The sequence below is a fragment of the Streptomyces sp. HSS9-12 genome (assembly GCF_054963655.1).
Window position 1 is genome coordinate 88,576 of sequence record NZ_JBUEGC010000012.1, and the last position, 14,398, is coordinate 102,973.

The window sequence follows — 14,398 nt, forward strand, 5'->3', positions numbered from 1 at the left end:
CGTGCGCTGAGGCCTGCGGTGGCTTTTCCCACCCACTCGCTCTGCATAAGGCGGGTGGGCGGGTATGACCCCGGCGCGGAGCGCCGGTCCAGGGAATGCGGGGGACCGTCCGACGACCGTTCCGACCGGAAGGGAACATTCCGTGTCCGACAGCACCAAGGACCAGGACCAGGCGGAGCACAGCCCGTACGACTACGACGTGATCGTCGTCGGCTCCGGCTTCGGCGGCTCCGTATCCGCGCTGCGCCTGACCGAGAAGGGCTACCGCGTCGGCGTTCTCGAAGCGGGCCGCCGCTTCACCCGCGACACGCTCCCCAAGAACTCCTGGGACATCCGCAACTTCCTGTGGGCCCCCGCCCTCGGCCTGTACGGCATCCAGCGCATCCACCTGCTGAACAACGTCATGATCCTGGCCGGCGCGGGCGTGGGCGGTGGGTCCCTCAACTACGCCAACACCCTCTACGTACCGCCGAAGGCGTTCTTCCAGGACCGGCAGTGGGGCCATATCACCGACTGGGAGGAGGAGTTGAAGCCCTACTACGACCAGGCGCAGCGGATGCTGGGCGTACGGCTCAACCCCACCCTCACCCCCTCCGACGTTCATCTGAAGGCGGCGGCCGAGCGGATGGGCGTCGGCGACACCTTCCATCTGGCGCCGGTGGGCGTCTTCTTCGGCGACGGCCAGGACGCGGACGGCGAGGCGAAGGCGAAGCCGGGCCAGGAGGTGCCCGACCCGTACTTCGGCGGGTCCGGGCCGGCTCGCCGGGCCTGTACCGAGTGCGGGGAGTGCATGACCGGCTGTCGGCACGGCGCGAAGAACACCCTGAACGAGAACTACCTCTACCTCGCCGAGAAGGCCGGTGCGGTCGTCCATCCGATGACCACGGTGGTGGCGGTCTCCGAGGACGGCGAAGGCGGATACCGCGTCGCGACCGTCCCCACCGACAAGCGGCGCAGGGCCGAGCCGGTCACACTGCGGGCCCGCCAGGTGGTCATCGCCGCCGGCACGTACGGCACCCAGACCCTGCTCCACACCATGAAGGACGAGGGACTGCTGCCCCGGATATCCGAGCGGCTCGGCGTGCTCACCCGTACCAACTCCGAGGCGCTGGTCGGCGCGCAGACCGACAACCGCCGCTACCGCAAGAAGTCCGGCGCCGAACGGGTGGACTTCACCCAGGGCGTCGCCATCACGTCCTCGGTCCACCCCAATGACAACACCCATATCGAGCCGGTCCGTTATGGCAAGGGCTCCAACGCCATGGGCGCGCTGTCGGTCCTTCAGGTGCCGCACGGCGGCCGGATTCCGCGCGTGCTGGCCTACGCCGCGAACTGCGCCCGGCACCCGATGCTGTTCCTGCGCTCGCTGTCCAACCGCCGCTGGTCCGAGCGCACCATCATCGGCCTGGTCATGCAGTCCCTGGACAACTCCCTGACCACGTACCGGAAGCAGAAGGGCCTCGGCAAGGGCCTGCTCACCGCCAAGCAGGGACACGGCGAGCCCAACCCGGACCACATCCCCGAGGGCGCGGAGGCCGCGCGGCTGCTCGCCGAGGAGATCGGCGGCTTCGCGGGCAGCAATGTCGGCGAGCTGATGGGGACCCCGCTCACCGCGCACTTCCTGGGCGGCTGCCCGATCGGCGAGGACGCGGAGCACGGCGTGATCGACCCGTACCACCGGCTGTACGGGCACCCGGGCATCCATGTCGTCGACGGCGCCGCGGTGTCCGCGAACCTCGGGGTGAACCCGTCGCTGACAATCACCGCCCAGGCGGAGCGGGCGATGTCGCTGTGGCCGAACAAGGGCGAGGCGGACGCACGACCGGCGCAGGGCGAGGGGTACGTCCGGCTGCCGGCGGTGGAGCCGCGCTCGCCGGCCGTCCCGGAGAGCGCCTTCGCTGCCCTGCGACTGCCGGTTCTTCCGATTCCGGCGGTGCCGAAGAAGAAGTCCGCGGACGCCTGAGCCCCAATCTGCCCGGCCAGGCGGCGGCTTGACCCGGAATACGGCGAAGGGGCCACACTCCCCTCCAAGTGCGGCCCCTTCGCGGTGGCTCACGCCCGTCCCGTCGCGTGGGACCACGTGCGCCCACCCGCCCCTGAAAAGGAGCGGGTGGGCGGGAAAATCACCCGGCGCGAGGCGCCGGATCAGTTCAGCGTCGGGCCGGAGGACGTTACGCGACCTCGGCCCCCGCGGCCTTGCGGCGGCGAACGACGAAGATCGCGCCGGCGCCCACGACCATGGCGACACCGCCGATGGTGGCGATGGCCGGCAGCGCCGAGGAGGAACCCGTCTCGGCAAGGTTCCCCTGGGGGTTGATCTCCTTGTTGCCGGACGGCTTGGTGGACGGGATCGGCTTCTTGCCACCCTCCTGCGGCTTGGCGCCCGGAACGTGGCCCGGCTTCGAGCCGGCTGCGAGGACGTCGAACTCGTAGTAGCTCTCGCCACCGGAGTAGACGCAGTCGCCCGCGTCATTGGCGTAGACGCCGATGCTGAAGGCGAAGCCCATGCCCGCCGGCGCGGAGGCGTCCACGCTCAGACGCAGGCTGACCGAGTAGCTGGTGTGCGCCGCGACATCGGTGTAGCCCACGTAGCCGGCGCCCTCGTCGTTCTCGTCGAGGGAGATGTTCTGCCACGCCCCGGTGTCGGGGTCCCGGAACTGCAGCGTCAGGTGCCCGGTGTTGACGTCCCAGGTGTCCTCGTCGATCTGCGCGGCGAAGACGCCGAGGTCGACCCGCTTGTAGGCGGTGTCCGACTTGTTGGTGACGTTCAGCTTGAAGCTGTGGAAGCCGCTGCCCGCGACGATCTTCGAGGGCAGGCCGGAGAAGCTGGTGATGAGGTTGTCGTCGATCTGCAGCTCGTCGCCCTCGTCGCTGCACTCGACCGGGCCGTCGGACGGGTCGTCCGAGGGGTCCGCGGTGGGCTCGGTGCTGGTGCTCGGGTCCGGCGAGGTGGTCGCCGTCTCGGAGGTGCCCGGGTCGGCCGTCTCGGTCTCGGAGTTGCCTGGGTCCGGCGCCTCAGTGGTCGCGGTCTGAGAGGTGTCGGAGGACGGCTCGGTGGTGGTGGTCTCGGAGGTGCCCGGGTTCGGCGCTTCCGTGGTCGCGGTCTCGGAGGGGGTCGGTTCCTCCGCGTAGGCGGCGGGCGCGGCGAGCAGCGCAGCAGGAGCGATGACTGCTGTCGCGGCAGCAGTCGCCAGGGCGCGGCGGAGCTTCATGAAGACCTCTTCAGGGTCCGGAGTGCTGCCGACTGCAGCACAGGCATGGGTGGCCGTCGCGGTGGGGGGTATAAGGCGCGGTTGGGCCGTGCGTTTGCAGATAGGTGACCCATAAGCGGCACGGATGGTTGTGCGAAGAACCGTTTCGCGCATGTGACGCACGTCACAAGGGAGTTGGTCGGCCGCTCGGGCAACGCGAAGGGCCCAGTACCGCAGCTGTGCGGGGCGGTCCGGGGCCCTTCGCGTTGCCGGACCGACGTCAGGGCGGCGCCGGACGGCGTCGAGGGGCAGACCGTTCGTGCACGGGGAGAAAGGGAGAGCGAAGCGGCCGGTCCCAGGCGTCCCAGGAACCGACCGCCCCTTTGGCCGTGACCGGGCTGCTGTCCCCTGCTGACCGGTCACGCGCTGAAGCGTGGTCCCACGACATGCACCGCTTGAGTCAAGCCGGTCCGCACGTCACACGCTCCAGCGGTTCCGCCCTGTTGCTGCTGGGCGCCCCAATGAACATGGGCGGAGCCACGCGTGGTTCATTGGCCGCCCCTGGCTGGCACGGTCACCGGGACAACGAGGGGACTCCGGGGCCGGTCACGCGCCGTACGGGTGACGGGACCAGAACGTGCGCACCAGCCCGTACGCCCCGGCGCGTACGTACCAGCCGGCCCGTACGTACCAGCCGGCCCGTACGTACCGGCCCGTACGTACCGGCCCGTACGTACCGGCCCGAACGCGCCGGCCCGAACGCGCCGGCTCGCGCGACACGGCGCGCACCTCAGATCCGGCCACGGCACAGCTCCAGCAGCGTCATGGCCAGAGCGGTGCCGGGACGCCCCAGCTGGTCCCGGTAATGGCTGAGGATCTCCATCTCCCGGGACAGGTTCACCCGCCGTCCGCCGGAAGAGATCCGGGCCTGCTGGATCGCCGTGGACACGGCGATGCGTTCCTGTACAAGGCCGATGATCCGCCCGTCCAGATCGTCGATGCGCTCGCGCGCGTTGCTGATCAAGGCGGCGGCCTCGTCGGTCCGTGCGCCGGTGGTCTCCGCCGCGGTGGGGGTGCTCATCTCGCTGTCTCCTCGGGGATCTCGTCGGATGCCCTCGCCGGCCGGCCCCGGACCCGGAGAACGCAGGACGCCCCGGGCCTGGTGTCGGCCCGGGGCGCCTGGGAAGTCGCTTGTCAGTGGCTCAAGCAGCACAACCGACGAACCCACAGCAGCCGGACGGGCCGGTGCCATAGGTAAAGACGAAGGTCACGTGCTTGCGCATGGGCCCCAGTATGGCGGGAGCGGCCGGGACCGGCCACTTCGGGCCCGGATACTGAGACGGCGGTGCCTCCGCACAGCCCCGTTAGGATGGAAGTCCAGAATCCCCCCGAACCGCCGGAAGGCCGCCGAAGTGTCATCAGCGACCCCAGCCGCCGCCCCCGACGTCGTACTCGTCGTCGACTTCGGCGCCCAGTACGCCCAGCTCATCGCACGCCGCGTCCGCGAGGCCCGCGTCTACAGCGAGATCGTCCCGCACACCATGCCGGTCGACGAGATGCTCGCCAAGAACCCCAAGGCGATCATCCTCTCCGGCGGCCCGTCGTCGGTCTACGCCGATGACGCCCCGAACGTCGGGCGTGAGCTGTTCGACGCGGGCGTACCGGTCCTCGGCATCTGCTACGGCTTCCAGGCCATGGCCCGGGCTCTCGGCGGCACCGTCGCCCACACCGGCACCCGCGAGTACGGCGGCACCCCGCTGACTGTCGTCCGCACCGGCTCCACCCTCTTCGAGGGCACTCCCGGTGAGCAGTCGGTGTGGATGTCGCACGGCGACTCGGTCACCGAGGCGCCGGACGGCTTCACCGTCACCGCCTCGACCCCCGGCACGCCCGTCGCCGCCTTCGAGAACGACGCGAAGCGGCTCTACGGCGTACAGCACCACCCCGAGGTGATGCACTCCACCTACGGCCAGCTGGTGCTCGAGCACTTCCTCTACCGCGGCGCCGGCCTGCAGCCGACGTGGACGACCCACAACGTCGTCGAGGAGTCGATCGAGGCGATCCGTAAGCAGGTCGGGGACAAGCGCGCGATCTGCGGCCTGTCCGGCGGTGTGGACTCCGCGGTGGCCGCGGCCCTCGTCCAGAAGGCCATCGGCGACAAGCTGACCTGCGTCTATGTCGACCACGGCCTGATGCGCAAGGGCGAGTCCGAGCAGGTCGAGAAGGACTTTGTCGCCGCGACCGGCGTACAGCTGAAGGTCGTGGACGCCGAGGAGCGGTTCCTCGAGGCGCTGGCCGGGGTCAGCGACCCTGAGCAGAAGCGCAAGATCATCGGCCGGGAGTTCATCCGGGTCTTCGAGCAGGCCGCCAGCGAGATCGTCGCCGAGGCGGGTGCGCACGGCGAGACCGCGGAGTTCCTGGTCCAGGGCACCCTCTACCCGGACGTCGTCGAGTCCGGCGGCGGCACCGGCACCGCCAACATCAAGTCCCACCACAACGTGGGCGGCCTCCCCGAGGACCTGCAGTTCAAGCTCGTCGAGCCGCTGCGCCGCCTCTTCAAGGACGAGGTCCGCATGGTCGGCCAGGAGCTCGGCCTGCCGCAGGAGATCGTCCAGCGGCAGCCGTTCCCAGGCCCGGGCCTGGGCATCCGGATCGTCGGCGAAGTCACCAAGGAGCGGCTGGACCTGCTGCGCGAGGCCGACGCCATCGCCCGCGAGGAGCTGACCAAGGCCGGTCTGGACGGCGACATCTGGCAGTGCCCGGTCGTGCTCCTGGCGGACGTGCGCTCCGTCGGCGTGCAGGGTGACTTCCGCACCTACGGGCACCCCGTCGTGCTGCGCCCGGTCTCGTCCGAGGACGCGATGACCGCCGACTGGTCGCGTCTGCCGTACGACGTGCTGGCGAGGATCTCGACACGCATCACCAACGAGGTCGACGAGGTCAACCGCGTGGTGCTGGACGTCACCAGCAAGCCGCCGGGCACCATCGAGTGGGAGTGACTCCCCTGGCCTTCGGCATGGGGGACCCCACCCGATCTTCGTCAACGCCGACGCCGTCGCTCACACGTTTGGGTGGCGGCGTCGCCGTTGCCGCCCGTTACGCGGACACACGGCCGAGAATCCCCTCGATGGGAGGAATCGTGACCGGCAGAGCCCCTGCCCGAGTCCGTGCCGTCGGCCGCGCCGCACTGGCCGGTCCCGCCGCAGGACGGCTACACCGTGGACGATCTGCTGACGCTGCCCGACCTCCCGCCGCACACCGAGCTGATCGACGGGAGCCTCGTATTCGTAAGCCCGCAGAGGAGTTTCCACTCCCTGGCGCTGGACGTGCTGGAGTCAGGGCTGCGCAGGACGCTCCCCGAGCACCTGCGGGTGCGACGCGAGATGACGGTGGTCATCGACAAGCGCCAGGGGCCGGAGCCGGACGTCTCGGTGATCGGAGCGGAGGCCGTCTCCGGGGCGGAGGAGACGCACTACCGGGCCAAGGACGTCGTCCTCGCGGTGGAGGTGGTCGACCTCACCGAGATCGACCACCTGTAGCGGGCCGGCGACTGGGACGCGCGACGCGGCTCCAAGGTGCTTGCCTGAACCTCGCTCCCACTACGGCACAATTCCCTCTCATCGCATGAAAGTTTGCCGCGCACAGCATCGCGGCGGAGAGAGGTGGCGTTGCCCTGTGGCTGTGGAGTCGGCGAGAGGCGGTGCGGGAGCAGGCACCCATGGCCCCGATGACGGCAGTGGCTGCTCCTGCGGCGACTGCCCGCACGGCACGCGTGAGGGACACCGGCGCGCGGTCGCCGCGTTCATCGCGCGCCGGGAGGAACTGGCGGCGGGGAAGGGCGTGCCGGCCGCGCTCGCGCACTCGGCCGGGGCCTCCCGGCAGTGGGTGTCGGACGAGCTGACACGCTCGGCGGGTACGGCCGCCGAGGCCGGGCGCGCGGCGGGCCGGATATGGCAGCGCCGTACGCGCGCCGGGCTGCTGCTCGGGCCGGTCATCGGCGACGACAACCGGGTGTCCACCTCGCGGGCGGTCGCAGCGGTGTGGGTGCTGGTCGCGGTGGCCGGGGTGCTGCTGCCCGCGGCCCACCTCGCCGTCGCGGCGGACCGCCACCGGCTGCTCGAGGGGTTCCGGTTGGGGCGCGCCGCCGGGCTGCTGACCACCGTCGCCCTGACCTGCCTGGTGGCGGTCGCCGTACAGGGCATCGTGGCCGCACGGGTGCGGGCCAAGCGGCTGCAGAAGGTGCCGGCGGACCGGCCGCGCCTGATCGACCTGCTGACCGACGACGACGGGCGCGGCAGTTTCGTGGGCGCGCAGTATGTGGTGGTGACGGCCGCGGCCGTGGTCTTGGCCCTGGTGCTGATGGTGCTCGAGCCGCGGCGGCTGCCCCATCTGCCGTGGGGGATCGTGGCGTTGTCGGCCGTCTCCGCCGCCACGTATCTGGCCGCCGCGTGCGGGCAGGGCGGGCGGCCCGTCATCCTGTCGGTCGTCCGGGCCCGGGAGGCGGGCGATCTGGACGGGCCCATCCGGCCCGGCGACGACATCGAGATCCGGGGCACCGGGTTTCTGCCGCTCGGCGCACGGACGCCCGAGTCGCTCGCGCGGATGGTCGTACGGATCGGAGTGGTGCATGTGCATGTGCCGCTGGTGCCGGTCTCCGGGGGCTTCGCCAACCCGACGGACACGCTGCTGACCGTGCCGGTCCCGGCGGAGGTCGAACCGGGCAGGGTGGACGTACAGGTGGTTACCGCCGCCGGAGCGCAGAGCAACAGCTGTCCGGTTGACGTCGTAGATGGTTGAACCTGAATGAACAGTCGGCCGTACCCCTTCCCGGGAGGCGTACATGTGTGGGGAGAATCGTCCCCGCGCGGCGCCGGCGACGGAGGAGGGACGGTCAAGCATGGGGCATGCGAAGCGTTCGAAGAGTGGCGGCGGGCTGGCTGGGCCGGCCGGGCTTGAAGGGCTGAGTGGGCCGGTTGGCAGCCGGTCGTTCCGGGACTCCGCTTCGCGGTACGCGCTGTTGCCGCTGAGGCTCTTCCTCGGCGTCACCTTCGTCTACGCCGGGATCGACAAGCTCACCGATCCCGCCTTCCTCGCCGCCAACGGAACCGGCTCTGTAGGCGACCTGATGCGGTCGATACGGGACCAGGCGGCGATCCCGGCCATGGTCGACCTGGCGCTGCGGAACCCGGTGGGGTTTGGATACGGGATCGCCATCGGCGAGTTGGCGGTCGGGGTCGGCACGCTCGTCGGCCTGCTGAGCCGCCTCGCGGCGATCGGCGGCGTGCTGATATCGCTGAGCCTGTGGCTGACGGTCAGTTGGCAGACGCATCCGTACTACTACGGCAACGACCTGATCTACATGGTGGCCTGGATCCCGCTGGTCATCGCGGGCGCGCCGCAGCTGTCGCTGGACGCGCTGTGGTCGCGGCGGGGCCACTCGTCAGCACATATGTCGTCCGCCCAGCCGGTCCTCCACTGACCGACGCGGCCTGCTCCCGCGCGAAGGGCGGGGGCAGGCTTTGTGGTGGTGCGGGGCGCGGCGGTGCCCAGCAGGACCAGGCCAGCGATCAGCTTCGCCGGCTGGAAGTCATGGCGTCGCACGGAGCACCTCCAGCTGGCCGACACCGGCCTCGAGTTCAAGGACGAGCGTGCCGCGCGCTGTGCGGTCCCTCGGCGGCTCGAGGGTCAGCTCCGTTTGCTGTCCGGGTGCGACGTCGACGTCCTCGGGCCGGTCCCCGGGCAGTTGCACGTCACCGATGCCCACTCTGGCCGTCAGCCTCACCGTCGCGTCGGCCGGCACCACGACCTTCATCTGTCCGGCACCCACGGCCGCCTCCGTCACGATCACCTGCCCCTTCCGCAGCCGTACGTGGGACAGATCGAGCGTCCCGACTCCCGAGCCGAGCTTGTAGTCCGCCCGTACGGCCGAGGCCGATGCCGGTTTCCAGTCCACACGGGACCAGTCGGTGGTGATGCTCTTCGGGATGCCCGTCGCACCCGCCAGCAGCAGGCAGGTCAGCAGGGCCGGCACGAGCATGCCCCAGCCGGCCCGGCCGAACCACGCGCTGAGCGCGAATCCCGCGCCGAAGACGGCCAGCGCACAGCCGAAGCCGATCTCCAGGCTGGTGCCCAGCGGTTGAGAGCGCCAGCTGGTGAGGATCCCGGCCGCCGCGGCGGCCATGGCGAGCAGAAAGGTCCAGCCGCCGATCCACGGGCCTTCGCGGCGGTTCCGCCCCCGGGCCGTGTGCTTGGTGTCGTACGGTACGGCGCCCATCAGATAGCCGATGCCTGTCGGGCCGCTCGTACCGTCCTTGGTGATCGGCTCGCGCCACCAGGAGGGGCTGCCCGGCACCGGCGGCGCTGTCGTCTCCGGGGGCGCCGCTCCATGGCCTGCGGGGTGGGTGGCACTTCCCGCGGCCGGGCACGCCGTCGCCGGTCCGGCCGTGCCCTCGAGGTCCGCGCGGCGGCGGTGCTGCGACCAGTACGCCGCCCCGGCGATCGCGAACGACAGCGCCAGGGCGAAGGCGAGCACGCTGGTGTTGCCCAGCATCGACAGCAGCAGACCGCAGCCGGCCAGCGCGCACAGCAGTGCCGTCAGGGCCGGCCCCTCGACGCGCCCCGACAGCAGCCTGCGGCCCTCGTTCTCGTCCTCGCCGTCGAGCGGGATGAGCAACCAGGCGAAGCCGTAGGCGAGAAGACCGATGCCCCCGGCGACCGCGAGGACGGCCGCCACCAATCGGAAGACCACCGAGTCGATGTCGTAGTGCCGGCCGAGCCCGCCGCACACCCCGGCGATCACCTTGTTGCGGCGGCCGCGCCGCAGTGGCGGCAGCACGGCACGCGAATGCGCCCCTGACGCCGCGAAGGTGGTGCCGGAGACGGTGTGCTGGTCGGTCATGCCTCCATGCTGACGGCCCCGCGCCCCGGGCGGCAGTCGGTGCAACCCTGACCCATCCCTGAGATTGCCTTGTTGTCGTCGCCCGTTAAGGTGTCGAGTCCATGGCAAGAAGCCATGGCCAACGGGGAGCAGAGGCAGCGCATGGTGTCGGACGAAGGTCGGCTGATCGCTGGGCGGTACCGGCTGGTGGAGCGGATCGGCAGCGGCGGCATGGGCACCGTCTGGCGCGCCGAGGACGAACTGCTCGGCCGCGATGTGGCCCTCAAGCGGTTGCACGTCAGGGCCCACCTGTCGGACGACGAACTGGCCACGCTCTACGAGCGCACGCGTCGCGAGGCCCGCAGCGCCGCACGCATCACCCATCCCCATGTGGTCGTGGTGCACGACGTCGTGGACGACGACGGGCTGCCGTGCATCGTCATGGAGCACGTGCCCTCGCGCACGCTCGGCGAAGTCCTCAAGGAGGACGGGCCGGTGACGCCGGAAGAGGCGGCGCGTATCGGCCGTAGCATGATCGCGGCACTGCGCGCGGCGCACGCGGCCGGGGTCCTGCACCGCGACGTCAAGCCGGGCAACGTCCTGCTGGGTGAGGACGGGCGGGTCGTCCTCACGGACTTCGGCATCGCCATGGCCTCCGGCACCTCCACCCTCACCAAGACCGGCGAACTGGTCGGCTCCATCGACTACGTGGCCCCCGAGCGGGTCAAGGGCAGTACGCCGGGGCCCTCATCCGACCTGTGGGCGCTGGGCGCGACGCTCTATGAGGCGGTCGAGGGCCGACCGCCGTTCCGTAAGCCGACGCCCATCGAGACGGCGTACGCGATCGCCGTCGACCCGCTGGAGCCGATGACGCGGGGCGCCTCTCTGGCCCCGCTCGTCGAGCAGCTGCTGGCCAAGGAGCCGGACGAGCGCCCGTCGGCGGAGGAGGTGGAACGGAGGCTGCGCGAGCCCCTGGCGGACATCGCGACGACCGCGGTGGACCGCACGGAGATCGAGTCAGCCATCAAGGGCGCTCCGCGGCAACTGGCCTCCGAGGAGTCCGAGGACCGGCCGACGCAGGCCCCTCGTACGCCTCCGCGCCGCCGCCGCGTGGCCCTCTGGGTCGCCGGCGCCGTGGCCCTGGCCGCGATCGCCGCGGGCGGTGCGCTGCTCGGTCTGGGCGGGAAGGAGGGCAAGGGCGGCGACCCCAAGGGCACTGCGCCCCGTAAACCGACGGCAGGCGCGAGTGCTTCGGCCACGACCCCACCGCCGCCCGTCCCGGACGGCTATCACCTGGTCACGGAAAAGGACCTCGATGTCTCCTTTCCGGTCCCGGACGGCTGGAAGCCCATGACGTTGCCGAACCGCGACGAGACCAACGAGGTCGGGTACGTCGATTCATCCGGGCTGGTGGGCTTGCGGATCTCCGCACTGGACCTCGCCAGCAGCGACCCCCTCCAGCACTGGAAGGACGACGAGGCCAAGTCCGTGGCGGAAGGGAAGCTCCCCGGCTACCGGCAGCTGCGGATGGAGCGGACGGAGTACCGGGGGATACCGGCGGCGTACTGGGAGTTCACCTTCCAGGGAAAGGCGCGCGAGTACCGCGCCGCCGACCTCGGGTTCGGCCACCCCGGCGAGCGGGAGTACGCGATCTACCTCTCGGCGCCGAAGGCCGACTGGGCCCGCCACAAGCCGGTGTTCGACCGTGTACGCGAGGGGTTCCGGCTGCCGCAGCAGTAGCCGCCCCCTGCCGGGCAGGGGAGCGACCCTGAGGAACGGTCAGGGTCGCCCCTGATGACCGGGCCGTACCGGGCGTGTGACGATCGTGTGCATGACCGCCGCCTCAGGCCGCCCGTACTCCGCGCCGTCGCCGGACGCCCCCGACGACCCGCCGGTGCGCAAGCTGTACCGCAGTGCGGAGGGACGGATGCTCGGCGGCGTCACACGCGGGCTCGCAGGGCATCTGGGGCTGCCGGTGTCGTGGGTGCGCATCGTCTTCGTGGCCCTGTTCATGCTCGACGGGCTGGGCGCGCTGCTCTACGCCGGCTTCTGGTTCGTCGTACCGCTCGGCGTCGGTGGGGTGGCGGGCCGGCGGGCCGCGCCCGCTGAGACCGGGGCGGACGGCCGGCGCCGCCCGTTCGTCCGCAAGCCCGACAAGGGGCAGCTGTTCGCCCTGCTGGCGCTGGTCGTCCTGATGGGGGTCTTCCTCAACAGCGTCCAGCTCGGGGCCATGCACGCCTACATCTGGCCGCTGTTGCTGACCGGCGCGGGCGTCGCCCTCGTCTGGCGCCAGGCTGACAACGCCCGCCGCGCGCACTGGGTCGAGATGAGCCGGCGCAGGCGGCTGCTGCCACTGGCACGCGCCGCGGCGGGAGTGGTGCTGGTCATGGCCGGGTTCAGCGGATTCGTCGTCGTACGAGGGCAGGTCGCGCAGCTCGGCAACGTACTGACGGCAGCGCTCGCCGTCGTCATCGGCATCGCGCTGCTGGCGGGCCCGTACCTGGTGCGGATGGCGCAGGACCTTTCGGAGGAGCGGCTGATGCGCATCCGGGCACAGGAGCGGGCCGAGGTCGCGGCGCACGTCCACGACTCCGTACTGCACACGCTGACCCTGATCCAGCGCAGCGCCGAGGACCCCAGGGAAGTCGCCCGGCTGGCGCGGGCGCAGGAACGGGAGCTGCGCGCCTGGCTCTACCGGCCCGAAGGCCGGGGCAAGGACGCGGCCGAGGAGCCGGAGACCGTTGCGGAGGCGGTGAAGCGCACGGCGGCGGAGGTCGAGGACCACCACGGGGTGCCGGTGGAGGTCGTGTGCGTCGGCGACTGCCCGCTGGATGAGAAGCTCGGCGCACAGATGCAGGCCGCGCGCGAGGCGATGGTCAACGCGGCCAAGTACGGTGGCGAAGGCGGTCCGTTGCAGGTCTACGCGGAGGTGGAAGACCGCCGGGTGTTCATGTCCGTACGGGACCGGGGGCCGGGCTTCGACCTGGACGCGGTGCCGGCGGACCGGATGGGCGTCCGGGAGTCGATCATCGGCAGAATGCAGCGCAACGGCGGCACGGCGCGGCTGCGGTCCGCGCCGGACGGGGGGACCGAAGTGGAGCTGGAGATGGAGCGGGCATGACCGAGGAGACGGCTCAGCGCCGGGTACGGGTTGTCCTCGTCGACGACCACCGGATGTTCCGGACCGGGGTGCAGGCCGAGATCGGGGAGACGGCCAGTACGGGCGTCGAGGTGGTCGGCGAGGCCGCGGACGTGGATCAGGCCGTCACCGTGATCGCCGCGACCCGGCCGGAGGTCGTACTGCTGGATGTGCATCTGCCGGGCGGTGGCGGCGTGGAGGTGCTGCGGCGCTGCGCGACGATGATGGCGGACCCGAAGCAACCGGTGCGGTTCCTGGCGCTGTCGGTGTCGGACGCGGCCGAGGACGTGATCGGTGTGATCCGGGGCGGGGCACGCGGCTATGTCACCAAGACCATCACGGGCGCGGATCTCGTCGACGCGGTCTTCCGGGTCGCGGACGGCGACGCGGTCTTCTCGCCGCGGCTGGCGGGGTTCGTACTGGACGCGTTCGCCTCGACCGACGCGCCGCCGGTGGACGAGGACCTCGACCGGCTCACCCAGCGCGAGCGCGAGGTGCTGCGGCTGATCGCGCGCGGCTACGCGTACAAGGAGATCGCGAAGCAGCTGTTCATCTCGGTGAAGACCGTGGAGAGCCATGTGTCGGCAGTGCTGCGGAAGTTGCAGCTGAGCAACCGGCACGAGCTGACGCGCTGGGCGACGGCGCGCAGGCTGGTCTGACGCGCGGCCGGTCGCGGCGCTGCCGCGGCACTATGGGGCGTCGGCCTGCAGAGCCGTATTGATCCGCTCCAGCGCGGCGGTGAAGCGGCGGCGGTCTTCGTCGGCGACCGGTGCGACGAAGCAGTGCTCCAGGACGCGGGCGTGGACGTCGGCGGCCTTCAGGAACGCCTTTTCGCCCTGCCGGGTCGCCTCGACGAGCGTGACCCGGCGATCGGAGGCGGATGGCCGTCTGCGAACCAGGCCCGCCTCTTCCATCCGGTCGATCAGTCGCGTGATGCCGCCGCTGGTGAGGATGAGGTCTTCGGCGAGGGTGCGCTGGGAGACCTGCTCGCCGGGGTCCCGGCACAGGCGCAGCAGCACCTCGAACATCACGTGGCTGATCCCGCATTCGTCCCGCATGGCGGCATTGATGCGCTGTTCAAGGCGAGTTGTGGCCCGCAGGAGCAGCCCGAACTCGCGGACCAACTGGCCGCCGGCCACTTCGGCGGCGGTGCGTCGCTGTGATCCGGAGCCCATCCCGCTGGTCGCCTTC

At 71.1% G+C, this 14,398-nt stretch carries 12 protein-coding genes and 1 pseudogene; 8 read left to right on the forward strand and 5 right to left on the reverse strand.

The window, feature by feature from the left end; translation table 11 throughout:
- Positions 1-64 precede the first annotated feature (64 nt).
- Positions 65-1,963, forward strand: coding sequence for a GMC oxidoreductase (locus ACY34J_RS09115; protein ID WP_462725984.1), 1,899 nt, complete (start codon positions 65-67; stop codon positions 1,961-1,963).
- Positions 1,964-2,171: 208 nt separating this feature from the next.
- Here ACY34J_RS09115 and ACY34J_RS09120 read toward each other — a convergent pair whose 3' ends face one another.
- The 3 genes from ACY34J_RS09120 to ACY34J_RS09130 form a co-directional block, all read right to left on the reverse strand.
- Positions 2,172-3,212 (reverse strand): LAETG motif-containing sortase-dependent surface protein, encoded by a 1,041-nt coding sequence (locus ACY34J_RS09120; RefSeq protein WP_462725983.1) that lies wholly within the window; start codon positions 3,210-3,212, stop codon positions 2,172-2,174.
- Between the two features lie 585 nt (positions 3,213-3,797).
- Positions 3,798-3,995, reverse strand: coding sequence for a hypothetical protein (locus ACY34J_RS09125; RefSeq protein WP_462725982.1), 198 nt, complete (start codon positions 3,993-3,995; stop codon positions 3,798-3,800).
- Entirely contained in the window at positions 3,982-4,272 is a 291-nt protein-coding gene (locus ACY34J_RS09130; protein WP_462725981.1) for a chorismate mutase, read from the reverse strand. Before ACY34J_RS09130 ends, ACY34J_RS09125 begins: the two co-directional genes overlap by 14 nt.
- Before the next feature lie 331 nt (positions 4,273-4,603).
- Here ACY34J_RS09130 and guaA point away from each other — a divergent pair, with 331 nt between their 5' ends.
- The 4 genes and pseudogenes from guaA (at position 4,604) to ACY34J_RS09150 (ending at position 8,670) form a co-directional block, all read left to right on the forward strand.
- Entirely contained in the window at positions 4,604-6,190 is a 1,587-nt protein-coding gene (gene guaA / locus ACY34J_RS09135) for a glutamine-hydrolyzing GMP synthase (protein ID WP_462725980.1), read from the forward strand.
- A 156-nt stretch (positions 6,191-6,346) separates the two neighbouring features.
- A pseudogene (locus ACY34J_RS09140) lies at positions 6,347-6,703 on the forward strand (Uma2 family endonuclease); the annotation flags it as partial.
- Between the two features lie 163 nt (positions 6,704-6,866).
- Positions 6,867-7,988: a hypothetical protein gene (locus ACY34J_RS09145; protein WP_462725979.1), complete on the forward strand. Its 1,122-nt coding sequence runs from the start codon at positions 6,867-6,869 to the stop codon at positions 7,986-7,988.
- A gap of 100 nt (positions 7,989-8,088) precedes the next feature.
- Positions 8,089-8,670: a DoxX family protein gene (locus ACY34J_RS09150; protein WP_462725978.1), complete on the forward strand. Its 582-nt coding sequence runs from the start codon at positions 8,089-8,091 to the stop codon at positions 8,668-8,670.
- Between the two features lie 108 nt (positions 8,671-8,778).
- On the opposite strand, the gene ACY34J_RS09155 is transcribed toward ACY34J_RS09150, so the two are convergent.
- Positions 8,779-10,089 carry a PspC domain-containing protein gene (locus ACY34J_RS09155; RefSeq protein WP_462725977.1) on the reverse strand — a complete coding sequence of 437 codons (1,311 nt, stop codon included), beginning with the start codon at positions 10,087-10,089 and terminating at the stop codon, positions 8,779-8,781.
- A 114-nt stretch (positions 10,090-10,203) separates the two neighbouring features.
- Between ACY34J_RS09155 and ACY34J_RS09160 the strand changes: the two genes are divergently transcribed.
- The 3 genes from ACY34J_RS09160 to ACY34J_RS09170 all read left to right on the forward strand — a co-directional run bounded on the left by ACY34J_RS09160 (position 10,204) and on the right by ACY34J_RS09170 (position 13,866).
- Positions 10,204-11,808 (forward strand): serine/threonine-protein kinase, encoded by a 1,605-nt coding sequence (locus tag ACY34J_RS09160; protein WP_462725976.1) that lies wholly within the window; start codon positions 10,204-10,206, stop codon positions 11,806-11,808.
- A 91-nt stretch (positions 11,809-11,899) separates the two neighbouring features.
- The gene (locus ACY34J_RS09165; protein ID WP_462725975.1) at positions 11,900-13,189 is read left to right on the forward strand and encodes a PspC domain-containing protein; all 1,290 of its coding nucleotides are present in this window, start codon (positions 11,900-11,902) and stop codon (positions 13,187-13,189) included.
- On the forward strand, positions 13,186-13,866 hold the full coding sequence (locus ACY34J_RS09170; RefSeq protein ID WP_462725974.1) for a LuxR C-terminal-related transcriptional regulator: 681 nt from the start codon (positions 13,186-13,188) through the stop codon (positions 13,864-13,866). Before ACY34J_RS09165 ends, ACY34J_RS09170 begins: the two co-directional genes overlap by 4 nt.
- A gap of 30 nt (positions 13,867-13,896) precedes the next feature.
- Here ACY34J_RS09170 and ACY34J_RS09175 read toward each other — a convergent pair whose 3' ends face one another.
- Complete coding sequence (locus ACY34J_RS09175) at positions 13,897-14,382, reverse strand: MarR family winged helix-turn-helix transcriptional regulator (RefSeq protein WP_462725973.1); 486 nt, start codon at positions 14,380-14,382, stop codon at positions 13,897-13,899.
- Between the last annotated feature and the right edge of the window lie 16 nt (positions 14,383-14,398).